24 protein-coding genes are annotated in these 26,318 nt (G+C 68.8%); 2 read left to right on the plus strand and 22 right to left on the minus strand.

The window, feature by feature from the left end:
* Window positions 1-68: 68 nt before the first annotated feature.
* On the plus strand, window positions 69-1,199 hold the full coding sequence (locus ACQG3P_RS00470) for an alkene reductase (RefSeq protein ID WP_426803844.1): 1,131 nt from the start codon (window positions 69-71) through the stop codon (window positions 1,197-1,199).
* On the opposite strand, the gene pip is transcribed toward ACQG3P_RS00470, so the two are convergent.
* Window positions 1,175-2,137, minus strand: a complete 963-nt coding sequence (pip, locus tag ACQG3P_RS00475; RefSeq protein WP_426803845.1) for a prolyl aminopeptidase — start codon at window positions 2,135-2,137, stop codon at window positions 1,175-1,177. The genes ACQG3P_RS00470 and pip overlap by 25 nt on opposite strands.
* Before the next feature lie 49 nt (window positions 2,138-2,186).
* A complete protein-coding gene (locus ACQG3P_RS00480) occupies window positions 2,187-2,633 on the minus strand; it encodes a hypothetical protein (RefSeq protein WP_217538453.1) in 447 nt (148 codons plus the stop codon).
* A 130-nt stretch (window positions 2,634-2,763) separates the two neighbouring features.
* Between ACQG3P_RS00480 and ACQG3P_RS00485 the strand changes: the two genes are divergently transcribed.
* Window positions 2,764-7,515, plus strand: coding sequence for an ATP-dependent helicase (locus ACQG3P_RS00485; protein ID WP_426803846.1), 4,752 nt, complete (start codon window positions 2,764-2,766; stop codon window positions 7,513-7,515).
* 11 nt (window positions 7,516-7,526) lie between these two features.
* On the opposite strand, the gene ACQG3P_RS00490 is transcribed toward ACQG3P_RS00485, so the two are convergent.
* From ACQG3P_RS00490 to ACQG3P_RS00585, 20 genes are all read right to left on the minus strand, one after another.
* Window positions 7,527-8,153, minus strand: coding sequence for a nucleotidyltransferase family protein (locus tag ACQG3P_RS00490; protein WP_426803847.1), 627 nt, complete (start codon window positions 8,151-8,153; stop codon window positions 7,527-7,529).
* Window positions 8,123-9,154: an XdhC family protein gene (locus ACQG3P_RS00495; protein WP_426803848.1), complete on the minus strand. Its 1,032-nt coding sequence runs from the start codon at window positions 9,152-9,154 to the stop codon at window positions 8,123-8,125. The genes ACQG3P_RS00490 and ACQG3P_RS00495 overlap by 31 nt, the downstream gene beginning before the upstream one ends.
* Window positions 9,151-11,349, minus strand: a complete 2,199-nt coding sequence (gene paoC / locus ACQG3P_RS00500) for an aldehyde oxidoreductase molybdenum-binding subunit PaoC (protein ID WP_426803849.1) — start codon at window positions 11,347-11,349, stop codon at window positions 9,151-9,153. Before paoC ends, ACQG3P_RS00495 begins: the two co-directional genes overlap by 4 nt.
* A gap of 3 nt (window positions 11,350-11,352) precedes the next feature.
* Window positions 11,353-12,303 (minus strand): FAD binding domain-containing protein, encoded by a 951-nt coding sequence (locus tag ACQG3P_RS00505; RefSeq protein ID WP_426803850.1) that lies wholly within the window; start codon window positions 12,301-12,303, stop codon window positions 11,353-11,355.
* Window positions 12,300-12,944, minus strand: coding sequence for an aldehyde dehydrogenase iron-sulfur subunit PaoA (paoA, locus tag ACQG3P_RS00510; protein ID WP_093535663.1), 645 nt, complete (start codon window positions 12,942-12,944; stop codon window positions 12,300-12,302). The genes ACQG3P_RS00505 and paoA overlap by 4 nt, the downstream gene beginning before the upstream one ends.
* 60 nt (window positions 12,945-13,004) lie before the next feature.
* A complete protein-coding gene (locus ACQG3P_RS00515; protein ID WP_426803851.1) occupies window positions 13,005-13,472 on the minus strand; it encodes a molybdopterin synthase catalytic subunit in 468 nt (155 codons plus the stop codon).
* Window positions 13,469-13,711, minus strand: coding sequence for a MoaD/ThiS family protein (locus tag ACQG3P_RS00520; protein WP_068852256.1), 243 nt, complete (start codon window positions 13,709-13,711; stop codon window positions 13,469-13,471). The genes ACQG3P_RS00515 and ACQG3P_RS00520 overlap by 4 nt, the downstream gene beginning before the upstream one ends.
* On the minus strand, window positions 13,711-14,301 hold the full coding sequence (locus tag ACQG3P_RS00525) for an NTP transferase domain-containing protein (RefSeq protein ID WP_426803852.1): 591 nt from the start codon (window positions 14,299-14,301) through the stop codon (window positions 13,711-13,713). Before ACQG3P_RS00525 ends, ACQG3P_RS00520 begins: the two co-directional genes overlap by 1 nt.
* Window positions 14,298-14,786, minus strand: a complete 489-nt coding sequence (moaC, locus tag ACQG3P_RS00530) for a cyclic pyranopterin monophosphate synthase MoaC (RefSeq protein ID WP_184123441.1) — start codon at window positions 14,784-14,786, stop codon at window positions 14,298-14,300. The genes ACQG3P_RS00525 and moaC overlap by 4 nt, the downstream gene beginning before the upstream one ends.
* Complete coding sequence (gene moaA / locus ACQG3P_RS00535; RefSeq protein ID WP_426803853.1) at window positions 14,786-15,811, minus strand: GTP 3',8-cyclase MoaA; 1,026 nt, start codon at window positions 15,809-15,811, stop codon at window positions 14,786-14,788. The genes moaC and moaA overlap by 1 nt, the downstream gene beginning before the upstream one ends.
* A gap of 1 nt (window position 15,812) precedes the next feature.
* A complete protein-coding gene (locus ACQG3P_RS00540; protein WP_426803854.1) occupies window positions 15,813-17,009 on the minus strand; it encodes a molybdopterin molybdotransferase MoeA in 1,197 nt (398 codons plus the stop codon).
* 63 nt (window positions 17,010-17,072) lie between these two features.
* The gene (locus tag ACQG3P_RS00545; protein WP_426803855.1) at window positions 17,073-19,349 is read right to left on the minus strand and encodes a xanthine dehydrogenase family protein molybdopterin-binding subunit; all 2,277 of its coding nucleotides are present in this window, start codon (window positions 19,347-19,349) and stop codon (window positions 17,073-17,075) included.
* A complete protein-coding gene (locus ACQG3P_RS00550; protein ID WP_426803856.1) occupies window positions 19,346-20,416 on the minus strand; it encodes an FAD binding domain-containing protein in 1,071 nt (356 codons plus the stop codon). Before ACQG3P_RS00550 ends, ACQG3P_RS00545 begins: the two co-directional genes overlap by 4 nt.
* Window positions 20,389-20,973, minus strand: coding sequence for a (2Fe-2S)-binding protein (locus tag ACQG3P_RS00555; protein ID WP_426803857.1), 585 nt, complete (start codon window positions 20,971-20,973; stop codon window positions 20,389-20,391). The genes ACQG3P_RS00550 and ACQG3P_RS00555 overlap by 28 nt, the downstream gene beginning before the upstream one ends.
* Before the next feature lie 162 nt (window positions 20,974-21,135).
* Window positions 21,136-22,416, minus strand: coding sequence for a sensor histidine kinase (locus ACQG3P_RS00560; RefSeq protein ID WP_426803858.1), 1,281 nt, complete (start codon window positions 22,414-22,416; stop codon window positions 21,136-21,138).
* Window positions 22,413-23,105: a response regulator transcription factor gene (locus tag ACQG3P_RS00565; RefSeq protein ID WP_426803859.1), complete on the minus strand. Its 693-nt coding sequence runs from the start codon at window positions 23,103-23,105 to the stop codon at window positions 22,413-22,415. The genes ACQG3P_RS00560 and ACQG3P_RS00565 overlap by 4 nt, the downstream gene beginning before the upstream one ends.
* A 1-nt stretch (window position 23,106) precedes the next feature.
* Window positions 23,107-24,219: a DJ-1/PfpI family protein gene (locus tag ACQG3P_RS00570; protein ID WP_184123448.1), complete on the minus strand. Its 1,113-nt coding sequence runs from the start codon at window positions 24,217-24,219 to the stop codon at window positions 23,107-23,109.
* Window positions 24,220-24,294: 75 nt separating this feature from the next.
* The gene (locus ACQG3P_RS00575) at window positions 24,295-24,687 is read right to left on the minus strand and encodes a hypothetical protein (protein ID WP_426803860.1); all 393 of its coding nucleotides are present in this window, start codon (window positions 24,685-24,687) and stop codon (window positions 24,295-24,297) included.
* 43 nt (window positions 24,688-24,730) lie between these two features.
* On the minus strand, window positions 24,731-24,982 hold the full coding sequence (locus tag ACQG3P_RS00580; protein WP_068852233.1) for a hypothetical protein: 252 nt from the start codon (window positions 24,980-24,982) through the stop codon (window positions 24,731-24,733).
* On the minus strand, window positions 24,979-26,313 hold the full coding sequence (locus ACQG3P_RS00585; RefSeq protein WP_184123450.1) for a TFIIB-type zinc ribbon-containing protein: 1,335 nt from the start codon (window positions 26,311-26,313) through the stop codon (window positions 24,979-24,981). Before ACQG3P_RS00585 ends, ACQG3P_RS00580 begins: the two co-directional genes overlap by 4 nt.
* Window positions 26,314-26,318 lie beyond the last annotated feature (5 nt).

Raw genomic sequence — 26,318 nt, forward strand, 5'->3', positions numbered from 1 at the left:
GCTGTATCGGCATCTACCTACGATGGCCGCCTGCCCGCACTGGCGGGCCCCTCCCCAGGAACACCGCAATGACGTCCTTGTTCACCCCGTTCGATCTCGCCGGCACGCCGCTCCGCAACCGCGTGGTGATGGCCCCGCTGACCCGCGCCCGCGCGCCCAACGACATCGCCGACGAGCGCATCGCGCTCTACTATGCCCAGCGCGCCACCGCCGGCCTGATCGTCAGCGAAGGCACCCCCATCTCGCAGGAAGGGCAGGGTTACCTGTTCAACCCGGGCATCTTCCGCCCGGAACAGATCGAGGGCTGGCGCCTGGTGACCAACTCGGTACATGCCGTGGGCGGCCGCATCGTGGCCCAGCTCTGGCACGTGGGCCGGGTTTCGCACCCGACCATCCAGGCCGACGGCCGCCTGCCGGTGAGCGCCAGCTCCAAGCAGCCGGTGGGCGCGCAGGCGTTCGGCCTTGACGATGCCGGCAACCCCGCGCTGATCGCGCCGCCGGCGCCGCGCCAGCTGGCCACCGACGAGATCGCACGCATCGTGGGTGAGTTCGCGCAGGCGGCGGCCAATGCGATCGACGCCGGCTTCGACGGCGTGGAAATCCACGGCGCGAACGGCTACCTGTTCGAGCAGTTCATGAACCCGCTGGTCAACGACCGCACCGACCAGTACGCGGCAGACACCATGGAAAACCGCCTGCGCTTCACCCTGGAGGTGATCGACGCGGTGGTGGCCCGCATCGGTGCGGCGCGCACCGGCATCCGCCTGTCGCCCTACGGGCAGCTGTTCGACATGCCGTTGCACGACGCCATCGACGAAACCTACGGCGTGCTGAGCAAGGCCATCGGCGAGCGTGGGCTGGCCTTCGTCCACCTGATGGACCAGTCCGGGTTCAAGGTGGGCGATGTGGTGGTCGACCCCGGCGCCGAAGGTGGCTTCCAGGGCCTGCTGCGCACCATCAAGGGCAACCTGCCCAACACCGCGTTGATCCTTGCCGGTGGGCTGGACCGTGCACGCGCCGAGCAGTTGATCGACGCCGGCCTGATCGACCTCGCGGCCTTCGGCACGCCGTTCATCGCCAACCCGGACCTGGTGGCACGCCTGCAGAACGGCTGGCCGCTCAACACCCCGGACCGCGCCACGTTCTATGGCGGTGGCGCAAAGGGCTACACCGATTACCCTGCGTACGCCGCGGCCTGATCGGCGAACGCATCGGTGGCGCGCACCAGCGCGTCCACCGTGGCCGGCTCGGTCGCGCTGTGGCCGGAGAGCACCATCTCCAGCTTCGCTTCCGGCCATGCCTGGGACAGGTCCCAGGCACTGCGCGGTGGGCAGATGATGTCGTAGCGCCCCTGCACGATCACTCCGGGCAGGTGGCGGATGCGGTCGATGTCGCGCAGCAGCTGGCCGTGTTCGAGAAAGGCGTTGTGGCGGAAGTAGTGCGCCTCGATCCGCGCCTTGGCCAGGGTCTCCAGCGGGTCGGCGTCGGACACGGCATGCACCTCGTGCACCAGCGTGGCGGCAAAGTCCTCCCAGCCCAGCCAGGCCTGCGCGGCCGCGATGCGGGTGGCGCTGTCGTCGCTGTCCATGCGCTGCCAATAGGCTTCAATCATGTTGCCGTGCTCTTCTTCCGGCAGATGGGCGGCATAGCGCGCCCAGCGCTCGGGAAACACCCAGCGCGCACCGCCATCGGCTTCATTGAACCAGCGGTTCTCTTCGGCACGGCCCAGGTAGACGCCTCGTACGATCACGCCGGTGGCACGGTCGGGGTGCGCCTGCGCATACGCCAGTGCCAGCGTGGAACCCCACGAACCACCGAACACCAGCCAGCGTTCGATCCCCAGGCTGGCACGCACGGTTTCGATATCGGCCACCAGATGCGCGGTGGTGTTGTCGCGCAGTTCGCCGAACGGAGTGGACCGGCCGCTGCCGCGCTGGTCGATCAGCACGATCCGGTAACGCGCCGGATCGAAGAAGCGCCGGTGCGTCGGCGATACGCCTGCGCCGGGGCCGCCATGCAGGAACACCACCGGGATGCCGCCTGCGGTTCCGCACTCCTCCACATACAGCGTATGCAGGTCATCGACCGGGAGGTGGTGCTCCCGGAACGGGGTGGTCGGCGGATAGAGCGTGCGCATGGCGAAAAACCTTGGGACGGGTGCCCGCCAAGGATAGCCCAGGCATCAGTCAGTCGCGGTCCACGTCGACATCGACATCCCGTGCGGTATCGCGCAGCAGTTCCACGGTAAAGCGCGGTGAGCCGCGCTGCGCCGTGATGACGACATCCTCACCGTCCACGACGACGGCCGCATAGCGTTCGCCAAGCCGGTTCGCCAGTGCATCGCGGGCGGCACGCGCGATCTCGCGGTCTGACTCGCCCTTGCGGATGGGAACATCGACGTGCATCGGCGATTCTTCCTGGACCCACAGGCGGAAGCTGATGATGCCGTCTGAATCGGCTGCGTCGTGGAACTCCAGCCGCCAGCGCTCGGCCGGCTCCGGCCGCGGTGCCTGGTTCGCGTTCGGCATGAGGAGCGGAGCAAACTGCGCATACGCAGGCGCATCCGGGGCAGGCAGCGCGCACAGGGCGATCAACACCACCGCCAGGGTGCTTCTGATCGCCTGCGGATTCATGCTGGACGCTCCGCTGTTGGCCGAGGGAACAACCCAGCGTGAGCCTTGCATGAAAAACGGTCGGCCGCATCGGAAAATCTGCGCGGCCGTGATCGGTATTTCTACGCAGCGGCAGGTAAGGTGGGCAGCCATGACGCCTTCGCCCGCTGCCGCCCTGACGTTGTTCGAACCCGCCACCCGCGCCTGGTTCGCCTCGGCGTTTCCCACGCCCACCCCGGTACAGACCGCGGCGTGGCGCGCCATCGGTGCGGGCGAGCACACGCTGGTGATCGCGCCGACCGGATCGGGCAAGACCCTGGCGGCGTTCCTGCACGCCATCGACCAGCTATACCGCGCACGGCAGCAGGAGGCCGCGCGCGCCGGCGCGTCGAAGCCGCCGCGCTGCACCCGTGTGCTCTACCTGTCGCCGATCAAGGCGCTTGGCGCCGATGTCCAGCGCAACCTGCAGGTGCCGTTGCAGGGCGTGGACGCCGAGCGGGAACGGCGGGGCGATCCCGCGGTCGCGCTGACGGTCGGCATCCGCACCGGCGACACACCCGTGGCTGAACGTGCGCGACTGCTGCGGAGGCCGCCGGACATCCTGATCACCACGCCCGAATCGCTGTTCCTGATGCTGACCTCGAAGGCGCGCGAGACCCTGCGCGAAGTCGATACCGTGATCGTGGATGAGATCCATGCGGTGGCCGGCAGCAAACGCGGCACCCATCTGGCGCTCAGCCTGGAGCGGCTGGACGCATTGCTGCAGGTGCCCGCGCAGCGCATCGGCCTGTCGGCCACGGTGCGCCCGGTGGAGCAGGTGGCGGGGTTCCTGGGTGGCGACCGGCCGGTCACCGTGGTCGACCCGGCCAGTCCGCGCAAGCTGGACGTCAGCATCGTGGTGCCGGTGGAGGACATGGCCGACCTGCCACCGCACGCGGGACCCGGCGCGGAACGGGAGCCGAGCGGACGGGTGGGCTCGATCTGGCCGCACGTGGAAGCAAGCATCCTCGACCAGGTGCTGGCGCGGCGCTCCACCATCGTGTTCGCCAACTCACGCGGGGTGGCCGAGAAGCTGACCGCGCGGCTCAACGAACTGCATGCCGAACGCACCGCACGCGCGGCCGGCCAGCCGCCTGTCGCGCCCGTACCCGAGCAGTACGGCTCGTTCACCGGCAGCACGGTGTCGCGGGTGGTGGCCAGCCCAGAGCTGATCGCGCGCTCCCACCACGGCTCGGTCTCCAAGGAACAGCGGCGCGACATCGAGCAGTCGCTCAAGGACGGTTCGCTGCGCTGCGTGGTGGCGACCTCCAGCCTGGAGCTGGGCATCGACATGGGGCTGGTGGACCTGGTCATCCAGGTCGCGGCGCCGCCGTCGGTGGCCAGTGCGCTGCAGCGGATCGGCCGGGCCAGCCACCAGGTCGGCGGCACCTCCACCGGGCTGGTCTACCCGCGCACGCGACGTGACCTGATCGACGCCACCGTGGCGATCGAGCGGATGCTGGAAGGGCGCATCGAAGCGGTGGATCCGCCGCGCAACCCGCTGGACGTGCTGGCCCAGCAGACCGTGGCGGCGGCCTCGATGGAGCCGCTGGATGTCGACGCCTGGTATGCGCGCGTGCGTCGCGCGGCGCCGTACCGCAGCCTGCCGCGCAGTGCGTTCGATGCCACCCTGGACATGCTGGCCGGGCGCTACCCGTCCGACGACTTCGCCGGCTTCCGCCCGCGCCTGGTGTGGAACCGGCAGAGCGGTGAACTGAGCGCACGGCCGGGGGCCAAGCAGCTGGCGGTGACCAGCGCCGGGACCATTCCCGACCGTGGCATGTACAGCGTGATGCTGCCCGAAGGCGAAGAACGTGCCGGCTCGCGCCGGGTCGGCGAGCTGGACGAGGAAATGGTCCACGAATCACGGGTCAATGACGTGATCACGCTGGGCGCCACTTCCTGGCGGATCGAGCGGATCACCCATGACCAGGTCGTGGTCACGCCCGCGCCCGGGCGCTCGGCACGGCTGCCGTTCTGGCGGGGCGAAGGCGTGGGCCGCCCGGCGGAACTGGGTGAGGCGGTGGGCGCGTTCCTGGCCGCGCTGGACGCCGAAGCGGGGAACGACACGCTTGCGCCGGCGTTGCTCACGCGGCTGCAGGGTGCGGGTCTGCAGCCCAATGCGATCGCCAACATCATTGGCCTGCTGGATGAGCAGCGCGCGGCAACCGGCGTGCTGCCGACCGACCGCCGGCTGGTGGTGGAACGGTGCCGTGACGAATCCGGCGATTGGCGGGTGATGCTGCATTCGCCCTATGGACGGCGCATCCACGATCCCTGGGCGCTGGCACTGGCAGGGCGCATCCAGGAGCGCTGGGGCGTGGACCCGGCGGTGGTGGCCAGCGATGACGGCATCATCGTGCGCATTCCCGATTCGTCTGGGCGGCTGCCCGGCGCCGAGCTGTTCCTGTTCGAGCCCGAACGGCTGCGCCGTGAGGTGACGCTGGCCGTGGGCGGTTCAGCGCTGTTTGCCGCACGGTTCCGCGAGTGCGCGGCGCGGGCCCTGTTGCTGCCGCGAAGCAAGCCGGGAAAGCGCTCACCGCTGTGGCAGCAGCGCCTGCGCGCCGCCGAGCTGCTCGCCATCGCGCAGCGCTATCCGGAATTCCCGATCCTGATCGAGGCGGCGCGCGAGTGCCTGCAGGATGTCTACGACCTGGATGCGCTGGACACGCTGATGCAGCGTCTGGCCGATGGCCGCATCGAGATTGCCGAGGTCACCACCGAGGTGCCGTCTCCGTTTGCCGCCAACCTGCTGTTCGGCTACGTGGCCGAGTTCATGTATGGCACCGATGTGCCGCTGGCCGAGCGCCGCGCGTCGGTGCTGTCGCTGGATGCCGGGCTGCTGGGTGACCTGCTCGGCCAGGTGGATCTGGGTGAACTGCTTGATCCCGCCGTTGTGGAACAGGTGACGCTGGAGTTGCAGCGGTTGGCACCGGGGCGGCAGGCGAACGGCAGGGAAGGGCTTGCCGACCTGCTGCGCGAGCTGGGCCCGCTGAGCGCGACGGACATCGCAGCGCGCCTCATCGATGCAGACAGCGTCGGCACGCATGTGCGTTCGCTCCAGGGCGAGCAGCGCATCGTTTCCGTCCAGGTGGCCGGGCGGCCGGTCTGGGCCGCCGTGGAGGACGCCGCCCGCTTGCGGGATGCGCTCGCCGTTGAACTGCCAGGCGGCATACCCGCCGTGTTCCTGCAGCCTTCCAGCGACCCGTTGGGCGAGCTGCTTGGACGCTACGCGCGCACCCATGCGGCGTTCACCACGGGCGATGCAGCCCGCCACTGGGGGCTGGGCGTGGCCGTGGTGGATGCGGCGCTGGAGCATCTGGCCGGACAGGGCAAGGTGCTCAGTGGTCATTTCGGCGCGGGGAACGCGCGCGACGACGGCGCCGATGCTGCAACGGTTCCGTTGGCGCGCCGCGAATGGGTGGGCGAAGCGGTGTTCCAGCGCCTGCGCCTGCGCTCGCTGCAGGCCGCGCGTGAAGCGACCCGTCCGGCCAGCCGTGAGGCGTATGCAGCGCTGCTGCTGGAGCGGCATGGGCTGGTGGCCGACGCGACGGTGGCATCGCGCTCCAGCGCGGTACCTGCGCACGGCGCACTGGAAGGTGGCGATGGCGTCCTGCGCGTGATCGAGCTGCTGGCCGGCGTTCCGATGCCGGTGTCGGCGTGGGAGCACCAGATTCTGTCGGCACGGGTAGCCGACTACACCCCGACGATGCTGGACGAGCTGCTGGCGACCGGCACGGTGGCGTGGGTGGGTCATGGCCGCCTGGGCGAGGATGACGGTCTGGTGTCGCTTCACGTGCAGGAGGGCATGGGCGAAACGCTGCCTGTCGTGCAGGCGATCGAACCTTCGCCCCTGCAGGCCGCGCTGTTGACGGTAATGTCCGATGGCGGTGCGTTCTTTGCACGCCAACTGGCCACTGCGGTGCAGGCGCGCCTGGCTGCTGCCGGCGTGGACGATGTCGTGGTCGATGCCGAGACGCTGCACACCGCGCTGTGGGAACTGGCATGGGCCGGTCGGGTGACCACCGATCTGTGGACGCCGCTGCGGCACCTGTCGGCCTCGCGACCCGCGCGCCCGCGGGCGACGACCTCTGCGCGACAGAACCGCTACGCGCGGGGCAGGGCGATGATGGATCCGCTCGGCGCTGCGGGCGGCCTGCAGCCGATGGCGACCACGTTGGCCACGCCTACGCTCGCGGGTCGATGGTCGCTGCTGCAGCGGCCGTTGGTCAGCGATACGGTGCGTGCGGTCGCGCTGGCGAACGGGCTGCTGGAGCGCCACGGTATCGTGACGCGCGGCGCGGCCATTGCCGAAGGCATCGCCGGGGGTTTCCCCGCGCTGGTGCAGGTCTATCGCGGCATGGAGGATGCCGGCCGGGTGCTGCGCGGGCGGTTCGTGGACGGGATGGGCGGCGCACAGTTCGCTGAGCGTGGCATGGTCGATGCCCTGCGTGAGGTAGCCGAGGCGCAGCAGCCCGGGCGGGTCGGGTTCAGCGTGGGACTGTCCGCGGCGGACCCTGCCAATCCGTTCGGTCCGGTGCTGCCATGGCCGGCGCACCGCGTGTCACAGCGGCCGGTACGACGGCCCGGTGCACTGGTGGTGATCGGCGGCGGGCGCCTGCGCATGTACCTGGCCCAGGGCGGGCGGCAACTGCTGACGTGGTTCGAGCCGGGCGCGCCTGGCGAAGACGCGGCGCTGACCGCGGCCGCCCAGGCGCTGGTCATCGCACTGCGACGCGGGCGGCGCATGACGTTCACCCTGGAATTGATCGACGATGCGCCCATCCAGCGCGATGCGGTGACCGAGGCACTGCGTGCGGCGGGTTTCTCCAGCGCGCCACGCGGCCTCGACTGGCAACCCTGAAGCCACCGGCGTCAGTCGTCGATCAGGCCGAGTTCGTGCGCGGCGCGCAGATCGTCCGGGGTATCGATATCCAGCGCGAGGGCAGGGGCGTGCAGCACGCCGACCGTTCCGGGTTCGAGCGCGCGCAGCCGTGCGCGGAAGCCGCTGTCACCCTGGCCGTCGGCGAGATCGGCGAACCATGCGCCGGGCACCACCGCCGGCACGCCGAGCGTGCCCAGCAACAGGGTGCCCGCGCAGCCTGAGGTTGACTGGCTGGCACTGTCCAGCAACGCCTGCAGATGCGCAGCGTCCAGCGCGGGCTGGTCGCAGGCGAGCACAAGCACCCGTGCGGAGGCCTGGACCATCGGCGCGGCGACCACCAGGCTGCTGCCCATGCCGCGCTGCGGCTGTGGATTGAGCGCCTGCACGCATTCGAGGTCGGCCACCGCATCGGTGAGCGGTCCAGACGCCTCGGGCAGCACCACCACCAGCACCGAAGGTACGGTGCCGGCTGCCAACCGGACCATCCGGTGCAGCAGGGTCTCGCCCTCGCGGCGCAGCAGCTGTTTGGGGCGGCCCAGCCGCGTGCTTGCGCCGGCGGCGAGCACCACGGCGGCATGGGCGTTGATCACGGCACTTCCGGCACGCCGTGCCGCCATGCCTGCAGCTGGGCGGCAATGCTCAGTGCAATGGCCTCCGGTCCCCGGCCACCCAGCCCCAGCCCGATCGGCGATCGCAGGCGAGGGGACAGCGCTGCCCGTGCTTGCGGGGGCAGCAGTTTGAACAGGTCGTCGCGCCTTCGCCCCGGCCCCAGCAATCCGATGAAGGGAATCGAGGTAGCCGCCAGCGCGTCCAACGCTTCCCGGTCCAGCTCGAAATTGTGGTGCATCACCAGCACCGCATCCGGAAACGGCCCGTTGGTCCACCGCGTGCTGCAATCGGTAAACGAACCCGCGGCAGCACCCGACCGTTGGTCGGGTGGCACGACAGCAGCAAGCCGCCCCTGCCACCGCGGGCGCGGCTCACGCACCTCAACCCGCCATCCCAGGCCCACCAGCAGGGGCAGCAACGGCGCGGCCTCGGGGCCCGCGCCCAACACGACCACGCTCGGCGCACGCCGCCATTGCAGCTGCCACTCCCGGCGAGGCGCTTCCCAGTCGACCGGCGGACTGGCGAGGTCATGGGAAAGGCCCATGTCGCCACAACGCCATTGCAGCGCACCCGTGGCCTGGAGCGTCAGGTCCAGCGTCCCCTCTCCCCGCAGCCACGGGTCAAGCACGCTGTCGATGCCGGCAAGCGACGCCAGCGGAATCAACACCACCCGTTGCCGCCCGCGGCATCCCACCGCGTTGCCGGCAAACAACGCGTCATCGTCGCGGGTATCGATCTCCATCCATGCCAAGGTGTTCTCGTCCACGGCCTGCATGGCGCGGCGTTCAATCTCCGGCTCCAGGCAGCCACCGCTGAGCCAGCCGACGTGACCGTGATCGGAAAACAGCACCACCGTGCCGGCGCGCGTATAGGTGGAACCTTCGGTTTCCAGCACCACCGCCAGCGCCGCGCGGCGACCCTCGCGCAGGGCATCGAGGGTCGCCTCGAACACGAGGCCGGGGTTACCGTCCTCGGCATCCAGGGGCGTACTGGCCAGGCCGGCACTCATCCCAGCGCGGGCAGCCCGGCCAGCAGTTTGTCCAGCGTGATCGGATATTCGCGCACGCGGGTGCCGGTGGCGTTGTAGATCGCATTGGCTACCGCCGCACTGACACCGCACAGGCCGAGCTCGCCCACGCCCTTGGCCTTCATCGGCGACGACACCGGGTCGGTCTCGTCCAGGAACACCACCTCCTGGTGGGGAATGTCGGCATGCACGGGCACTTCGTAGCCGGCCAGGTCGTGGTTGACGAAGAAGCCCAGCCGCGTGTCCACCGCCAGCTCTTCCGACAAGGCCGCGCCCACGCCCATGGTCATCGCGCCGATCACCTGGCTGCGCGCGGTTTTGGGGTTGAGGATGCGCCCGGCGGCGCACACCGCCAGCATGCGGCGGATGCGGCTTTCGCCGGTGGCGACATCCACGCCCACTTCGACGAAATGCGCGGCGAAGGTGGACTGCTGGAACTTCTCTTCCAGCTCGGCGAACTCGATGGTGTCTTCCGCCACCAGCTCGCCGTCGGCTGCGGCCTTGCCCAGCGCGAAGCGCTTGCCGCCGGCGCTGACCTGGCCGTCGGCAAAGGTCGCGGTGGCCGGGTCCAATCCCAGTTTCGTCGCTACCGCCCCGCGCAGCTTGGTGCACGCCGCGAACACGCCGGCAGTGGAACTGTTGGCGCCCCATTGGCCGCCGGAACCCGCCGAGGCCGGGAAGCTGGAATCGCCCAGCTTCACCGTCACCTTCTCAAGGGGCACGCCCAGCATCTCTGCGGCGGTCTGGCCCAGGATGGTGTAGCTGCCGGTGCCGATGTCGGTCATGTCGGTTTCCACCGTGACCTGGCCCGTGGCATCCAGGCGCACGCGCGCACCCGACTTCATCACCAGGTTGTTGCGGAAGCCGGCGGCAACGCCCATGCCCACCAGCCAGCGGCCATCGCGCTGCTGGCCGGGGCGCGCATTGCGCTTGTCCCATCCAAAGCGCTGCGCACCGTCACGCAGGCACTGCACCAGCTGGCGCTTGGAGAAGGGTCGTTCCGGATTGGCCGGGTCCACCTGGGTGTCATTGCGGATGCGGAACTCGACCGGATCCAGGCCGAGCTTCTCGGCCATTTCATCCATCGCGATTTCCAGCGCCATCAGCCCCGGGGTTTCGCCCGGCGCGCGCATGGCGTTGCCTTCCGGCAGGTCCAGGTGCGCCAAGCGCAACCCGGCCAGCCGGTTTGCGCCTGCATACATCAGCTTGGTCTGCTGGATCGCTTCTTCGGGGGAGCCGCCGGGCAGGTTGCCCGACCACGATTCGTGACCGATCGCGGTGAGCGTCCCCTGCGCGGTGGCACCCAGCCGGATGCGCTGCAGCGTGGCCGGACGATGGGTGGTGTTGTTGGCGATCTGCGGGCGCGACAGCGCGACCTTGACCGGGCGCTTCGCTGCGCGCGCACCCAATGCCGCCAGCAGCACGTCCGAACGGACGAACAGTTTTCCGCCAAAGCCGCCGCCGATGTACGGCGAAACCAGGCGCACGTTCTCCTTCGGCAGTCCCAAGGTCTTGGCCAGGTCGGTCTTGCCCCAGTCGATCATCTGGTTGGAGGTCCACACCGTGAGCTTGTCGCCTTCCCACGCGGCAAGGGTGGCGTGCGGCTCCATCATCGCGTGCGACTGGTCGGGGGTGTGGTAGAGCGCGTCCAAGGTGACCGGTGCCTCGCCGAAGGCCTTCTCGAAATCGCCCACGCGGGCGTCCGGGTCGGTCTTCTGGAAGTTGGTGCCGGCCTTCTTCGCCGCGGCCAGGTCGTAAGCGCCTTTTTGCGTGGTGTAGCGAACCTTGACCAGGCCGGCCGCGGCACGCGCCTGTTCAAAGGTCTCGGCCACCACCAGCGCCAGCGCCTGGTGGTAATGCGAGATCTCCGGCCCGCCCAGCAGCGCAGCGGTATTGCGTTGCGATTTCTGCAATGGCCCGGCGTTGTCGGCGGTGACGATGGCCAGCACCCCCGGGGAGCGGCGTGCGGCATCCAGTTCCATGCTGCTGACCCGGCCCTTGGCGATGCCGGCGGTGACCACGTAGCCGTATGCCGGCGCGGCCACCGCGTCGTGGCGTTCGTAGGCATACGGGGCATGACCGGTGGTCTTGAGCGGACCGTCGATACGATTCAACGGCTGGCCGACCACCTTGAGCTGGTCGATCGGATTCTTTCCTGCAGGCGTGTCGAATTTCATGGCTTATCCCTTCGCCTCCAGCAGCACGGCGGCGAGCGTGCGTTCGGCCAGCTGCACCTTGAAGGCGTTCTGTGACGAGGGCGTCGCGCCTTTCAGCAGCGAGGCCATGACGGCAGCCGCACCCTGCGGCAACAGCGCGTCGGCTTCCAGCGTGCGCCAGGGCTTGTACGCCACACCGCCCAGGGCGACCCGACCACTGCCGTCGCGCTGGACCACCGCGGCCACCGACACCAGCGCAAACGCGTACGAGGCGCGGTCGCGCACCTTGCGGTAGATGTGGGTCCCGCCAAGCGGAGCAGGCAGCACCGCAGCGGCGATCAATTCGCCCTTGTCGAGCACGGTTTCCACCTGCGGCGTGGTGCCGGGCGCGCGGTACAGGTCATTGAGCGGGATGCGCCGGCTGGAGCCGTCCGGGCGGATGGTTTCCACCACCGCGTCCAGCGCCATCATCGCCACCGCCATGTCGCTGGGATGGGTGGCGATGCAGGCCGGGCTGGCGCCAACCACTGCCAGCTGCCGGCTGATCCCGCCGATGGCCCCGCAGCCACTGCCCGGCAGGCGCTTGTTGCACGGCTGCGCGGTGTCGTAGAAATACGGGCAACGGGTGCGCTGCAGCAGGTTGCCGGCGGTGGTGGCCTTGTTGCGCAGCTGGCCGGAGGCCCCGGCGACCAGCGCGCGGGTGAGCAGGGTGTAGTCGCGACGGATGCGCGGGTCGGCCGCCAGGTCGGTATTGCGTACAAGCGCACCGACGCGCAGGCCGCCTTCGGCGGTGGCTTCGATGGTGTCCAGCGACAACCCGTTGACGTCGATCAGGTGCGCCGGCGTTTCGATCTCCAGCTTCATCAGGTCCAGCAGGTTGGTGCCGCCGGCAATGAAGCGCGCGCCCTGGGTGCGGGCCGCCGCAGCGGCCGCTTCGGCCGGCGTAGTGGCACGTTCGTAAGTGAAGGCCCTCATGCGCGCGTTCCTCCGACGTCTTCGATCGCTTCGACGATGTTGGAATAGGCGCCGCAGCGGCAGATGTTGCCGCTCATGCGTTCGCGTATCTCATCGGCGCTGAGCGTGGCGCGGGCGCCGAGGTCATCGGTGACGTGGCTGGGAATGTTGTCGCGCACTTCCTGCAGCACCGCCACCGCCGAGCAGATTTGCCCGGGGGTGCAGTAGCCGCACTGGTAGCCATCATGTTTGACGAACGCAGCCTGCATCGGGTGCAGTTTGTCCGGGGCGCCCAGCCCTTCGATGGTGGTGATCTTCGCGCCCGGGTGCATCACCGCCAGGGTCAGGCAGGCATTGATGCGGCGGCCGTCCACCAGCACCGTGCAGGCACCGCATTGGCCGTGGTCGCAGCCTTTCTTGGTGCCGGTCAGGTGCAGGTGCTCGCGCAGTGCATCGAGCAGGGTGACGCGGGTGTCCAGCTGCAGCGTGCGCGGCTTGCCGTTGACCTCGAAGGCCACCTCGGCGGTCACCGGTGCGCGTGCGCCGGCGGTGTTTCCCTGGGCTTCTGCGACCACGGTGGGGATGACCATGCTGGTGGCCGAGCCGGCGCCGAGTTTCAGCACGTCGCGGCGGGAAAGGGAAAGCTGGGGGGGCGTGCTCATGGGGTGGCTCCTCGTTGGCTGCTGCAGCCTGGCTCACGGGATCGGTACGACGATGATGATTCAGGGGCGGTCGGCATGCGGTGAAGCGCCATGTGAATGGGGGTCGCCGCCGTGCGAGCAGACCACCCACTCGGTGTCGCCTTCCACGTACAGCTCTTTCTTCCAGACCGGAAGCCGGTGCTTGATCGCATCGATGATGTAGCGGCATGCACCGAAGGCGGCGTCGCGGTGGGGCGAGGAAACGCCGACCCACACGGCCAGCTCGCCTACCGCCAGGCGTCCGCTGCGGTGGACCCCGATCGCATCGATATCGCCGAAGCGCTCGCGGGCTTCGGCCAGGATGGTCTCGCCCTCGCTCTGCGCCAGGGCGGCGTACACCTCGTATTCCAGGCCTTCCACATCGCGGCCGTCGTTGCGGTTGCGCACCCAGCCTTCGAACGCACAGAACGCGCCGTGCGCGGGATTCTGCAGGGCCGAGCGCAGCGCCGGCACATCCAGCCCCACCGCGCTTACCGAGAACCCGCTCATCCGCCGTTGACCGGTGGGATGAACACCACGGTGTCGCCGTCCTGCAGCGGGTGGTCCCATCCACAGAAGCGCTCGTTCACGGCTACCCTGAGCGTGGACGCCGGCAGGGTGAAGCCATGCCTGGCCTGCAGCTGCGCGTAGAGCGTGCCCAGCGAATCGGCGTCGGTCTCCACGCGTTCGGCGCCCCTGTTGGCCTGTTCGCGCAGTTGCGCGAAGTAATTGAGTTCGACCTGGGGCATCAGCTGGTTTCCAGTTGTTGGCGTGCCTGCAGCAGCTCGCCGGGGGTGTTGACGTTGTCCAGGGCACTGCCAGGCGAGGGCAGCGCGTGGATCTGCAACTGCAGCAGCGCTTTGCGCGGGCAGTAGTTCCCCGCGTCGAAGCGCTCGCGCAGCAGCGGCGCGGAGGAGGGTTCCCAGATCGCACAGAGCGGCTCGGGGAGGTCGTCGTGGCGGCTGACGAACGCCGTGGCGTCCTTCGCGGGTTGCCGGGCCGCCACCAGCGCGCGCAGCGTGCGCGCATCCAGCAGGGGCAGGTCGCAGGCGATCACCAGCCATGCATGACCGGGGAACGCCTGCTGCGCGGAGAGGATGCCGGCGACGGGACCCACGCTGTCGACGCTGTCCAACAGGCTGGGCAGGCTGCCGCGCAGCGTTTCGCCGCACTGGTCCGGGCGAAGCGAGACGAAGGCCTGCACCACCTCGACATGCCTGAGCAGGGCCCAGGCACGCAGCAGCTGTGGCTGTCCGGCGTAGTCGAGCAGTGCCTTGTCGGCCTGCATGCGGCGGCTGGCACCGCCGGTCAGCAGCAGGGCAGACAGCGGTGCGCTCATGACGGGTACGCCAGGTCGGACTTGCCGCCGCGTTTGGCCACCAGCCGCACCTGCTCGATCACAATGGCGTGCGACAGCGCCTTGCACATGTCATACAGCGTGAGCGCAGCAATGCTGGCCCCGGTCAGGGCCTCCATCTCGACGCCGGTGGTGCCGTGGCAGGCAACCGTGCAGTCGATCACCGCGCTGTCGCCCTCCATGTCGATGGTGATATCACAGCGCTGCAGGGCAAGCGGGTGGCACAGCGGAATCAACTGCGAGGTGACCTTGGCGCCCATCACCCCGGCAATGTGGGCCACGGTCAGCACCGCGCCCTTGGGCAGCACGAAGCCGGCCTCGCGCAGCTGGGTGGCGACCTCGGGCGGGAAGCGCACCCGGGCCTGGGCGTGTGCCACGCGGTCGGTGGCGGTCTTGCCGCCCACATCGACCATGCGCGGCCGTGCATCGGCGTCCAGGTGCGAGAGCAGGGGAGGGTTGGGTTCCATCATCCACCTATGTAGTGCATTTCGATGCGGCGTCCTGGCGTTGACGCCGGGCGGCCGCGCAGTTCGCTGTAGCGGTCGTTGCGGGCCGACCACACCCCCGCCAGCACCGCGCGCAGGGTGGCGTCGTCCGCGCTGGCGCGCAGCAGGCCGCGCAGGTCGGTACCACGGGTGGCGAACAGGCAGGTGTAGAGCTGACCTTCGGAGGAAAGGCGCGCCCGCGTGCAGTCGCCGCAGAAGGGCGTGGAGATGGACGAGATCAGGCCGATTTCACCGCCCCCATCAACGAAACGGTAGCGGGAGGCGACTTCGCCCGGATGGCGGGGCGGCAACGCCAGCAGCGGCCAGCGGGCGTGGATGCGCGCGTGCAGTTCCTGCGAGCTGACCACGCTGTCCACTGACCAGGCGGTGCGGTTGCCCACGTCCATGAACTCGATGAAGCGCAGCACCACGCTGCTGCCGCGGAAGCGTTCGACCAGCGCCAGCGCGCCGGCGTCGTTGAGCCCGCGCTGCAGCACGGCATTGATCTTGACCCCGTCACGGAAGCCAGCGGCGCAGGCCGCGTCGATCCCGCGCAGCACGGCGTCCACGTCGCCACGCCCGCCGCTGATCTGGCGGAACAGCGCGGGATCCAGCGTGTCCAGGCTGACCGTGACCCGGTCCAGGCCCGCATCCGCCAATGCCTGCGATTGCCGATCGAGCAGCACGCCGTTGGTGGTCAGGGCGATATCGTCGATGCCGTCGATGCGACGCAGGCGCCGGATCAGGTCGGGCAGCTTCGGGCGAAGCAGCGGTTCGCCGCCGGTCAGGCGCAGCTTGCTCACCCCCAGCGAGGCGGCCTGGCGGCACACGCGCTCGATCTCATCAAAGCTCAGCCGCGCCGCCGGCGGCAGGAAGGCATAGTCCTCGCCATAGGTCGCCGCCGGCATGCAGTAAGTGCAGCGGAAATTGCAGCGGTCCATGACCGAGATGCGCAGGTCGCGCAGGGGGCGGTTGCGGCGATCCAGGAGGGGTGCGTGGACGCTCATCTCACCACCGGTGCAGCCGCAATGGCTGGCCTGCTTTACCCGCGCTGCCGGCAGCAAGCTCCAGCACGCCGGCGGTGCCGGCCAATGCCGTGAAGTCACCGGAGTTGCGCGAGGCCACGGGCTCGGCCACCGCATTGCCGGCGCCATCGTCACGCAGATGGACCGGAATGAACTGGGCCAGGGCAAAGGCGGGCAGGGCGGTAGCGAGGGACGCCTGCTCCGGTGCAGCGGGCGCAGCGCCCATGCCCGCCAGCAGCGCCGGGCGCACGTAGCGGATCAGGCAGACCAGCGACGAAACCGGATTGCCCGGCAGCGCGAAGACCCGCTGCCCTTGCGGCCCCACGCCAAACCACATGGGCTTGCCCGGCCGTTGTGCGATGCCGTGGAAGTGGCAACGCACGCCCAGCGCCTCCAGCGTGCCGGGCAGGTAGTCGCGCTGTCCCATGGAAACGCCGCCGGACAGCACCAGCGTGTCGTGCGACGCCAGCAGCCGGCCCAGCGCCTCGGCAAGCAGGGCGGGATCGTCTGCGAGGTGGTGCAGGGAGGCGCGGCCCAGGCCGGCCGCCTGCAGCGCGGCCATCAAGGCCAGGTCGTTGGAACGACGGATGCGTCCGGGCGGCAGCGCTGCGTCCACGTCCACCAGTTCATCGCCAGTCGCGACGATGGCCACCTTCGGCAACCGCGCCACGGTGACCCGGGCCACGCCGTTGGCAGCCAGCAGTGCCATCTGTGGGGGCCCTATGTGGATGCCCGGCGCCAGCACCGGCGTGCCGGCAGCGCAATCGCTGCCACGGCGGTGGATGAACTGGCCGGCGACCGGCACGGCGGTGGCGCGCAGCGCATAGCCGCCAGCGGTGCGCTCCAGCTGTTCGATCGGCACGATGCAGTCGCACCCCTCGGGCAGGACGGCGCCGGTGGAAACCTCGATGCAGCTGCCGGCGTCTTCCAGCATCTGGCCGTGCATGCCGGCCATCTGCGCACCGGCAACCTGGAGCATGGCGGGCATCACCGGCTGCCAGCGCGTGGCCACGCCATCCATCATGACCCGGTCGAACGGCGGCTGCGCGCCTTCAGCTACCACCGGCTGTGCCAGCACGCGGCCGACCGCATCCGGCAGGGCGATCTGTTCGGTGACAACGTCGGGGGTGCTGGAACGAAGCACGGCATCGGCTTCCTCTACGCTGATCAACGGCCTCATCAGTGCGTGTGGGTGGCGGGGGATGGTCCAGTCTGGCGATTCCGGCGTGATCGCCATTTCACGTCAGCGCATCACTTTGTCCGGGGTGATCGGGGTGCTGCGGATGCGCTTGCCGGTGGCGTGGAAAATCGCATTGCTGATCGCGGCGGAGACCCCCACCAGGCCGATTTCGCCCACGCCCTTTGCGCCAAGGCTGCTGACCACGCGGTCATCCTCCTCGACGAACAGCACCTCCACCTCGTGGATGTCGGCGTTGACCGACACGTGGTACTGGGCGAAATCGCGGTTCATGAAGCGGCCGAACCGATGGTCGGCCTCGGTGTGCTCGTGCAGGGCCGCGCCGATGCCCCAGACCACGCCGCCGATGATCTGGCTGCGTGCCGTGGTCGGGTTGAGGATGCGCCCGGCGGCAATGGCACTGACCACCCGCATCACCCGTACGGTGCCCAGGTCTTCGTCGACCCGCACTTCCACAAACACCGCACTGTGGGTGGCGCGGGTGAACTTCCGTTGTTCCAGCAGGTTGGGCAGCAGCAGGTAGCTGGCCTCGACGCTGGCGCGCTCAGCGCCGGCCAGCAGCGCGGTCAGCGGAACCGCGCTGGCGGGGTCGTCGCGCAGCGCCAGGGTGCCATCGCGGAACACCACATCCTCCAGGCGGGCGCGCGCGAACGCGGTTCCCGGCGCCAGCCGCGCCAGTGCCAGCAACCGGCGACGCAGTTTGGTGCAGGCGCCTTCCACCGCCGAGCCGACGGTGCTTACGTGTGACGAGCCCCCTTCGATGGGCGCCACCGGCAGCGTCGAATCGCCCAGCTGGAAACTCACCTGCTCCAGCGGCAGTCCCAGCGCCTCGGCGGCGATCATGCTCATCACGGTGTAGGTACCGGTGCCGATGTCGCTGGCGGCGCTGCTTACCACCAGCCGTCCGTCGGCGTGCAGCACGGCGCGCGCGCGGGCGAACATCTGCATGGCATCCCATTGGCCGGTGGCCATGCCCCAGCCGACCCACTCATTGCCTTCGCGGCGGGAACGCGGCTGCTGCGGGCGGTCGGCCCAGCCGAAGCGGGCTGCACCCTGCTCATAGCATTCACGCAGCGCCTTGCTCGAATAGGGCTTGCCGTCGGCCGGGTTGACCTCGGCATAGTTCTTCAGGCGCAGTGCCAGCGGGTCCATGCCGAGGCCTGCAGCAAGCTCGTCCATCGCCACTTCCAGCGCATGCACGCCGTGTGCGGCACCGGGTGCGCGCATGTCGATCGGGGTGTACTGGTCCAGGTCGACCACTTTGTAGCCCAGGTGCACGTTGTCGCAGGTGTACAACTGCCCGCTCCAGTTCACCACCACTTCCACGTAATCCTCGATGCGCGAGGTTTCGCCCACGGCTTCGTGCCAGATCGAGTGCAGGGTGCCGTCGGCGTCCGCGCCCAGCTTCACCCGTTGCACGGTCTCGGCGCGGTGGCCGAAGGTGAACATCTGCTGCCGGGTCAGCACCACCCGCACCGATCTCTCCAGCGCCAGCGAGCCCATCACGGCCAGCGGCAGCTGATACTGCGGGCGCAGCCCCGCCCCGAAAGCGCCACCCACATACGGGTTGCGCACTGTCACTTTCCGCTTGGGCAGGCCGAACACATGCGATACGTACCACCGGCTGTTCTGCGACCCCTGGGTCTTGTCGTAGATGGTCAAGTGCCCGTCGTCGCCGCGGATCACCGTGCTGGCGAACAGCTCCATCGGGTTGTGGTGTTCCACGCCGTGGTAGAAATCGGCGGTGACCTGGAAGGGCGCCTGCGTGAATGCGTCGTCGGGCTGGCCCTTGTCCTTGGGCGGGGCCGAAAAGCCTGCCTTCAGCTTCTTCGGTGGGCGTGCCCGGGCCATGGCGGCCACCAGGTTGGTGTCGTGCTCGTCGACCTCGTAGTGCACTTCCACGCGTTCGGCAGCCTCGCGGGCGGCTTCAAACGTCTCGGCCAGTACCAGCGCGACCGGCTGGCCGCTGTACAGCACGGTGGCGTCGTACAGGGGGCGGAACGGGCTGCCAGCGGGCGCCGTCATGTCCTTGTAGAACAGACCTGCGCTGCGCATCCGCGGGCGGTTGTCGTGGGTGAGAATGCGCAGCACGCCGGGGACCGCCTCGGCGGCATCCAGGCTGAAGCCCAGGATGCGCCCCTTCGCGATGGTGCTGTTGACCGCCACGCCGTATACCAGGTCCGGTGCAGGCCACTCGGCGGCATAGCGCGCCTGGCCGGTGACTTTCGCACGCCCGTCGATGCGCGGCGTACCGGTGCCGGTGGGCACGTGTCCGGTGCCTGCCGGGGCCACCGGCGGATGGAGCGGGTTGGGAAGATTCATGCCGGCGTCTCCGGTTGGGGGCGCGAGCTGCCCTGGTTGTCGACGGTGCCGTGTGCGGCGGTTTCGAGCGCGCGGATCACCGTGCGCCGGGCCAGCGGGATCTTGAAGGCGTTCTGGCCCTGCGACACCGCGCCCTCCACAAGTGCCTCGGCGGCGGCAGCGAAGGGCTCGGGTCCAGGTCTCGCGCCTTCCAGTACCGCTTCGGCGGCAGCCACGCGCCACGGCTTGTGCGCCACGCTGCCCAAGGCCAGGCGCGCCGCGCGGATGGTGCCATCCGGCGCGATATCCAGTGCGGCCGCGACCGAGACCAGCGCGAATGCGTAGGACAGGCGCTCGCGAACCTTGAGATACGCGCTGTGGGCGGCAAAGCGGGTGGCCGGTGGCAGCTCGATGCGCAGGATCAGTTCATCAGCGGCGAGCGAGGTGTCGACGTCGGGCGTGTCCCCCGGCAGGCGATGGAAATCGGCGAACGCAATCTCGCGCTCACCGCGCACGCTGGCAACGTGCACCACTGCGTCCAGGGCGGCCAGCGCCACGCACATGTCAGACGGATGGGTGGCGATGCAGTGCTCGCTCGCGCCCAGGATGGCGTGGTGGCGGGTCAACCCGCCGATGGCGGAGCAGCCGCTGCCCGGCTCACGCTTGTTGCAGGGCGTGGCCCGGTCATAGAAGTACGTGCAGCGTGTGCGCTGCAGCAGGTTGCCACCGTTGCTGGCCATGTTGCGGATCTGCGGCGACGCCGCTGCGAGCATGGCGGCCGACAGCAACGGGTAGTCGCGCTCGACCAGCGGGTGCCAGGCGGTGTCAGCGTTGCGCGCCGTGGCGCCCAGGCGCAGGCCGCCGTCATCGCGTGCTTCGATGCGATCCAGCGGCAGCCGGTTCACGTCGACCAGAGCGCCCGGGGTGACCAGCTGCAGCTTCATCAGATCCAGCAGGTTGGTGCCGCCTGCGATGGGCCGGGTATCGTTGCTTCCGAGGGAGCCGGCCAAGGCCTGCAGGGCGTAGGCGATCGAATCGGGTCGCTGGTAGGTGGCGGGAATCATGCGGGCACCGTGCCCGGAACCCATTCAGACGCCGGGGATTCGACCGCCAGTGGTTGTTCGGTCTCCAGCACGGACATCACCGCGTCGGTGATCTGCGGGTAGGCGCCGCAGCGGCAGACGTTGCCGCTCATCAGCTCGCGCACCTGGTCGCGGCTGCACGCCTTGCCCTCGTTGATCAAGCCCTGCGCCGAGCAGATCTGCCCCGGCGTGCAGTAGCCGCATTGCAGCGCGTCGCAGGCGATGAAGGCCTGCTGTAGCGGATGCAGGTCGTCGCCGTCGGCGAGACCTTCGATGGTCTGCACCTGTGCGCCATCCTGCATCACCGCCAGGGTCAGGCAGCTGTTGATTCGTCGCCCATCCACCAGCACGGTGCACGCGCCGCACTGCCCGTGGTCACAGCCCTTCTTGGTGCCGGTCAGCTGAAGGCGTTCACGCAACAGGTCAAGCAGGCTTATCGAGGATTCGACCTGAAGCGCATGCGGGGCCCCATTGACGGTCAGGCTGAGCGGGTACAGCACGCGCGTTCGGGGGGCAGGGCGTGGGGGAGTGGCGGCAAGCAGGGGGGCGACAGACTCGCTCATGGCAGTTCCGGCTGGGGCGATGCGTCCCACCGTGCGCCATGCCGCGTCCAACGGGGGTGGAGGCGCAGTGCAGTACACGCGAAGATGCAGTTGGCTGCCCTCACGTAGATTTACTGAGCCTTCCACTGGGCTGAACGATCGGCATTGGGCAAACAAGCGTTCTCAAGTGCACGTGCGTGCAGCAGGATCGAGCAGGATGGACACCATGGTACGGGTCTTGTCGGGGTTGAATCGAAGGTCGATCTGGTGGCGTTCGCACAGCCGATGGACGATCGACAGCCCCAGACCGTAACCGCTGCTCGCCGCGCCTTTGGTGAAGGGCTGCAGGGCGTCCGCATCGATGCCGGCACCCGGGTTGGTGATCTGCAACCAGCCCGCTTCCACCGTAATGCTTACCTCTCCCTTCAGCGTGTGCGCGAAGGCATTGCCTATCAGGTTGGACAGGATGACACGAAGTGCGGTGGGCGGCAGGCAGGCCTTTGCATCGCCCGCCACGTCCAGCGCCAGGTGCACCGGGCGATCGCCAAGAAGGCCGGTCTGGTCCACGATCACCCGCTCGATCAGTGGCAGCAGGGTGATAGATTCGGCGGCTTCCTGCAGATGCTGTTCGCGGGCCAGCATCAGCAGTGCGCTGATGGTGTGTTCCAGTTGCAGCACCGATTGGTTCATGTGGCCGAGCTGCAGGTGGAGCGCAGGGTCCAGATCGGCACGGGCCTGCATGCGCTCGCACGCACTGCGGATGACAGCCAGCGGCGTGCGCAGTTCATGACTGGCATCCCGCGTGAACTCGCGTTCGCGGTCCACGAAGGCCTCGATGCGTACCAGCAGCCCCTGCAGTGTGCGAGCCAGTGCGCCGACTTCATCGTCGGGAAGGCTCTCGGCGAACCCGGTCGGCAGATGCGTGGGACTGGCGCCGGCGACCACGTCGGAAAGCCGTGACAGCGGCGCGGTCATCCGTCGAGCCAGCCATGCGCCCAGCAGCAGGGCGATCCCTAGCACGCCAAGGCTCGACCAGCCCAACCATTGCAGGATGCCGCCCCGCATCGGCCGCACCACCAACTGCTGGCTGACCTCCGCCACCAGCCACGCATCCGTTGGCTCCAGCCGCCGCAGATGGTAGTGGCGACCTTGGTCACCGGCGAACTCCCGGCGCCAGGGTTCCTCAACCAACCGCGCGCCGAGCCCTTCGGGCAGGCTTGCAGCAGTCTCATGCACCGACATGCCCGGCAATGCCGGTCGCGCCCATCCCCCCTGGCTGGCGTGATGATGCAGCTGCACCTTGGCTTCCTGCTCCAGGAGCCCATTGAACATCTCGTCCTCGACCAGATAGACGAACAGCACCACGTAGAAGCCGTACAGCACCGCCACCAGCAGCGCGAAGCCGGAGAAGGCCAGCATCAGGCGGCGGCGCAGGCGACGACGCGGACGCGGTGCGGCGCTCACGTGTCCGCCTCCAGGCGGAAGCCCACGCCATGCACGGTCTTGAGCAGGGGCACCGGGAACGGTTTGTCGAGTACCTGCCGCAGGGTGTACAGGTGCGTGCGCAGCGGATCGGACTCGGGCGGGCTGGCGCCCCACAACCGCTCGACCAGCTCGCTTCGGGTCAGCGTTCGTGGCCATGCTTCGGCCAGGAGCAGCAGGAGCTGCAGGGCGGTGTGGTGGAGCACCAGTGTCTGCCCGTGTCGCTGCACCAGGTTGCTGCGCCGGTCAATGCTGAGGCTGCCAACCGTCAGCAGGTGCGGGGTGCCTGCGCGGTGGCGCTGCGACAGGGCCACACACCGCGCCACCAGTTCGGCACCGGCAAACGGCTTGACCAGGTAGTCATCGGCACCACTTCGGAACCCGGCCAGCTTGTCCTCCAACGCATCACGCGCGGTCAGCATCAACACCGGCACGTGCCGGTCGCTGCGCGCGCGCAGCTGCTCGCACACGCGCATGCCATCCAGGCCGGGAAGGCCCAGGTCCAGCACCAGCACATCGGGCGGCTCTGCCAGTGCCTCCTGCAGCCCGGAAAGGCCATCGGCGGCGAAGCGGCTGTCGATGCCCTGGCCGGCGAACAGCAGCTCGAGGTTGGCGCGCAGCACCGGGTTGTCCTCGATCACCAGTACGCGCAGGGCAGGGCAGGTTGTCATGTCAGCTGTCGATCCGTTTCAGCAGGTCACCAGCCTGTTGCATGCCGGGCGAGGCGTCCAGTACCTCCAGCACCAGTGTCCGTGCCCGGCTGCGGTCGCCCAACCGCAGGTGCGCCTCGGCGATGCCCAGTTTCAGCTGCGGCTCGGCCATGTAAGGCATGGCCAGCTCCATGGTCTGCAATGCAGGGCGCAGTGCCGCGAGGTCTACATCCGCCGCCTTCGCCTGGTAGAAGCCCAGCATGCCGATCAGCTCGACGTGGTAGGACGCAGGATCCTGCTTCAGCGTGCGGGCCGCACCGGCCGCATCACCGCCGCGCAGGCGCTCGACCAGCGCCATGGAACGCTCGTCGCGCCCGGGCGTACGTGCCACCGGGGTCCGCCCCAGCCCGCGTACTATCGCCTCGGCCACGCCGACGGTGGAGTAGGGGTTCTGGCCCGTGACCAGGCGCCCATCGACGACCACGTGCGGCATCATCAGCGGCGCTTCGCTCCACTCACCGCCGCGTTGGCGAAGCGCGTCCTCCAGCAGCCACGGGAATTCCTTCGCCCATTTCTTGCCGAACAGAGCTTCCTCCTCGTTGGTGAAGCCGGTCAGCTGCCGGCCTGCGACCAACGGGCTGCCGTCCGCAAGCCGCACCTCGGCCAGTGCGGCAGGCCCGTGGCACACCGCCGCGATCACCGCGCCGTTGGCCCATGCGGCGCCGATCAACTGCTGCAGTGGCTGCGAGCGGGGCAGGTCGAACATGGCACCTTTGCCGCCCACCACATAGACCGCGCGGTAATCGCTGGCACGCAGCCCGGCGATGGGCCGGGTGGCGGCAAGCTGCGCCATGGCAGCGCCATCGGCCAGCAGCTGTGCGTTGAACGGTTCGTCGGGATTGTATTTGTCGGGCTCGACCGGGCCACCCTGGGGGCTGGCCACCTCGACCGCCAGCCCGTTGGCCTTGAAGACCAGCCAGGCCTGCGAGAGCTCGTCGAATTCATACCCGGGCCGGGTCTTGCCGGCATCGCGGCCCTCGCCGCTGAGGACGATCAGGACCTTGTCGGCCGCCAGTGCGGCGGGCGGGAACAGCAGGGCAGCGCCCAGCAGCAGGGCAGGAAGGAAGCGGTGCATGGCAACTCCAGATCGGATGGTGATCTAGAGCATGCACCGCGCCCTTCAAGCAGACTTCAAGTCACGCTTGTCGCGTCAGTTGGCGCTGTCGCCATGGCGCACGGCAAAGATGATTTCCTTGCGGTGCATCTCCGCCAGCTCCGAGCGGGCCACCACGATCTCGTCGTCCATATCCCACACGACCTCCTTGAGGTCGCCACGCAGTTCGCGCTTGGCCGACATTTCGTCATCCCAGGCGCTGCTGTCGGTGACCACGGTGACGGCGTCCGGCTCGACCTTGATGACCTTCAGCAGGCCGTAGGCCTTCTCGCCCGGCTGCTGGAACTCGGCAAACTCCGAAAGCACCGCTGCATACAGGTCACCGACCTTCGGGTCGTTCGTCTCCGCGGCCTTGTCGCCGCCACGGGCGCAGGCGGTGAGAAGGCTCAGCGAGGTGAGCAGCAGGGCAAGGAAGACAAGCTTCTTCATGGCTATCCATAATCTGAAGGGTAGAAAGTGGCGGCATTCTACCTCACCCGCTGTTGCGCACGACCCGCTTGCGGTACTCGCGCACGTTGTCGCCACGGATCCGCGTTTCCTGCGTGCCCGTGATGGTATCCACCTGCCGGTCCGAGCCGGTCACCGGCTTGGCCTCCACCGTGGTCTCACGCTCGAACGCATGCGACTTGTCGGTGTTGCGGTAGTACCGGTACAGGCCCCAGTACAAGGCGGTTGCGCTGGCGGGACCCGCCAACAGCAACCAGAGACCACTTTCATCGCTCATGAGGCAGCTACCAGGAACCAGAGGGTGATGGCTTCAACGATGGTGCCGGTGGTGAGCGCGGCCAGCAGCAGCTTCCACTGCTGCACCGGCACGCTGCCCATGGTTTCACCGGTACGCCCGTTGACCGCGATGTAATGCAGCATGCCGCCGTTGCGGCCAGGCTGGTGGTACGAATACAGCCACACCGGCAGGTACATGGAGACCCAGCGCGAGCCGTGCAGGTCCACGCGTTCCTGCTCCCAACGCACGCCGCGGTCGTAGCGGCGCACCGAACCTTCCACCTGCGCGCGGGCGATGGAGAGCAGCTGGTCTTCCAGCCGTGGCTTCATCTTTTCCACGTCCAGGTTGCGCTTCTCGGACGAGAAGCCCAGCAGGTACGACGCGTTCCACTTCAGCGCATTCTTGGTATCGAACGGCAGGATCGCATTGATGATGTTGTTCGTGTTGGCTTTGGTATCCAGGTTGCCGCGCTCGGCCGACGATTCCAGCGGCAGGTCATCCACGGTGAAGTCCACCGCACGGTCCACCTGGTACACATCGGCGTCGTAGTAGGTCTTCTTCTTGTCACCTTCGCCGCGGGTGTACTGGCGGGTCTTGATTTCACCCTTGCCGGACACGCTGGCGCTGACGTTGCTGTCCACGATCATGTAGGGCATGTACACGCCCACCACGTTCTCGGGCGTGAACTGGTCCTTGAAGGCCTTCAGCGCGAACAGCCGGCGCTTGTCCACGAACTGGCGGATGCGCGCCACTGCATCGTCTTTCGTGATGCGGAACGGCAGCACTGCATCGGGCACCGCACCGTTGGCGACCTGCTCATTGACCCCGAACACATGGCGGCACCAGTGGCAGCGCGCGGTCATGGTGGTTTCGGTGTTGATGGTCACTTCGGCGCCGCAGCCGGTGCACTTGAAGCTCATCAGGCTGGCGGTGCCGGCCTCGATGTCGCGCGCGCCCGACGCGATGATGGTGCCGCGCAGCTGGTCCAGGCCTTCGCCCAGCCCGAACTCCTGCTCGACCAGCGCGCCATGCCATTCGTTCCGGCAGAACTGGCAGACCAGCACATCGGTGCCCAGCTTCAGGCGCACATCGGTGGAGCCGCACTTGGGACAGCGGTTCAGGCCGTCCTTCAGCTCCTCTGCACGGGTATCGAGCGCGACCGGATCGGGCGCCTCGATCTCGGCGCGGATCGGGTCGGGCAGGGTAGCTGGGTCAAGCGGGAAGCTGCCCGGCAGCGGCGGCACATCGCGCGGCGAGCCGGGGCCGGTCACGGCGTCCGGCAACGGCGGGGGGCCCCCGGGTAGCGGGGGCGGGGTTCGGGGGTCGGACATGGTTA

The organism is Stenotrophomonas sp. SrG (assembly GCF_050031795.1).
Taxonomy (GTDB): domain Bacteria; phylum Pseudomonadota; class Gammaproteobacteria; order Xanthomonadales; family Xanthomonadaceae; genus Stenotrophomonas; species Stenotrophomonas rhizophila_A.

What these genes read in the sequence shown, in the direction of transcription:
- ACQG3P_RS00470 (WP_426803844.1), top strand. Translation starts at nt 69, where the DNA reads ATGACGTCCTTGTTCACCCCGTTCGATCTCGCCGGCACGCCGCTCCGC.
- pip (WP_426803845.1), bottom strand. Translation starts at nt 2,137, where the DNA reads ATGCGCACGCTCTATCCGCCGACCACCCCGTTCCGGGAGCACCACCTC.
- ACQG3P_RS00480 (WP_217538453.1), bottom strand. Translation starts at nt 2,633, where the DNA reads ATGAATCCGCAGGCGATCAGAAGCACCCTGGCGGTGGTGTTGATCGCC.
- ACQG3P_RS00485 (WP_426803846.1), top strand. Translation starts at nt 2,764, where the DNA reads ATGACGCCTTCGCCCGCTGCCGCCCTGACGTTGTTCGAACCCGCCACC.
- ACQG3P_RS00490 (WP_426803847.1), bottom strand. Translation starts at nt 8,153, where the DNA reads ATGGCGGCACGGCGTGCCGGAAGTGCCGTGATCAACGCCCATGCCGCC.
- ACQG3P_RS00495 (WP_426803848.1), bottom strand. Translation starts at nt 9,154, where the DNA reads ATGAGTGCCGGCCTGGCCAGTACGCCCCTGGATGCCGAGGACGGTAAC.
- paoC (WP_426803849.1), bottom strand. Translation starts at nt 11,349, where the DNA reads ATGAAATTCGACACGCCTGCAGGAAAGAATCCGATCGACCAGCTCAAG.
- ACQG3P_RS00505 (WP_426803850.1), bottom strand. Translation starts at nt 12,303, where the DNA reads ATGAGGGCCTTCACTTACGAACGTGCCACTACGCCGGCCGAAGCGGCC.
- paoA (WP_093535663.1), bottom strand. Translation starts at nt 12,944, where the DNA reads ATGAGCACGCCCCCCCAGCTTTCCCTTTCCCGCCGCGACGTGCTGAAA.
- ACQG3P_RS00515 (WP_426803851.1), bottom strand. Translation starts at nt 13,472, where the DNA reads ATGAGCGGGTTCTCGGTAAGCGCGGTGGGGCTGGATGTGCCGGCGCTG.
- ACQG3P_RS00520 (WP_068852256.1), bottom strand. Translation starts at nt 13,711, where the DNA reads ATGCCCCAGGTCGAACTCAATTACTTCGCGCAACTGCGCGAACAGGCC.
- ACQG3P_RS00525 (WP_426803852.1), bottom strand. Translation starts at nt 14,301, where the DNA reads ATGAGCGCACCGCTGTCTGCCCTGCTGCTGACCGGCGGTGCCAGCCGC.
- moaC (WP_184123441.1), bottom strand. Translation starts at nt 14,786, where the DNA reads ATGGAACCCAACCCTCCCCTGCTCTCGCACCTGGACGCCGATGCACGG.
- moaA (WP_426803853.1), bottom strand. Translation starts at nt 15,811, where the DNA reads ATGAGCGTCCACGCACCCCTCCTGGATCGCCGCAACCGCCCCCTGCGC.
- ACQG3P_RS00540 (WP_426803854.1), bottom strand. Translation starts at nt 17,009, where the DNA reads ATGAGGCCGTTGATCAGCGTAGAGGAAGCCGATGCCGTGCTTCGTTCC.
- ACQG3P_RS00545 (WP_426803855.1), bottom strand. Translation starts at nt 19,349, where the DNA reads ATGAATCTTCCCAACCCGCTCCATCCGCCGGTGGCCCCGGCAGGCACC.
- ACQG3P_RS00550 (WP_426803856.1), bottom strand. Translation starts at nt 20,416, where the DNA reads ATGGGTTCCGGGCACGGTGCCCGCATGATTCCCGCCACCTACCAGCGA.
- ACQG3P_RS00555 (WP_426803857.1), bottom strand. Translation starts at nt 20,973, where the DNA reads ATGAGCGAGTCTGTCGCCCCCCTGCTTGCCGCCACTCCCCCACGCCCT.
- ACQG3P_RS00565 (WP_426803859.1), bottom strand. Translation starts at nt 23,105, where the DNA reads ATGACAACCTGCCCTGCCCTGCGCGTACTGGTGATCGAGGACAACCCG.
- ACQG3P_RS00570 (WP_184123448.1), bottom strand. Translation starts at nt 24,219, where the DNA reads ATGCACCGCTTCCTTCCTGCCCTGCTGCTGGGCGCTGCCCTGCTGTTC.
- ACQG3P_RS00575 (WP_426803860.1), bottom strand. Translation starts at nt 24,687, where the DNA reads ATGAAGAAGCTTGTCTTCCTTGCCCTGCTGCTCACCTCGCTGAGCCTT.
- ACQG3P_RS00580 (WP_068852233.1), bottom strand. Translation starts at nt 24,982, where the DNA reads ATGAGCGATGAAAGTGGTCTCTGGTTGCTGTTGGCGGGTCCCGCCAGC.
- ACQG3P_RS00585 (WP_184123450.1), bottom strand. Translation starts at nt 26,313, where the DNA reads ATGTCCGACCCCCGAACCCCGCCCCCGCTACCCGGGGGCCCCCCGCCG.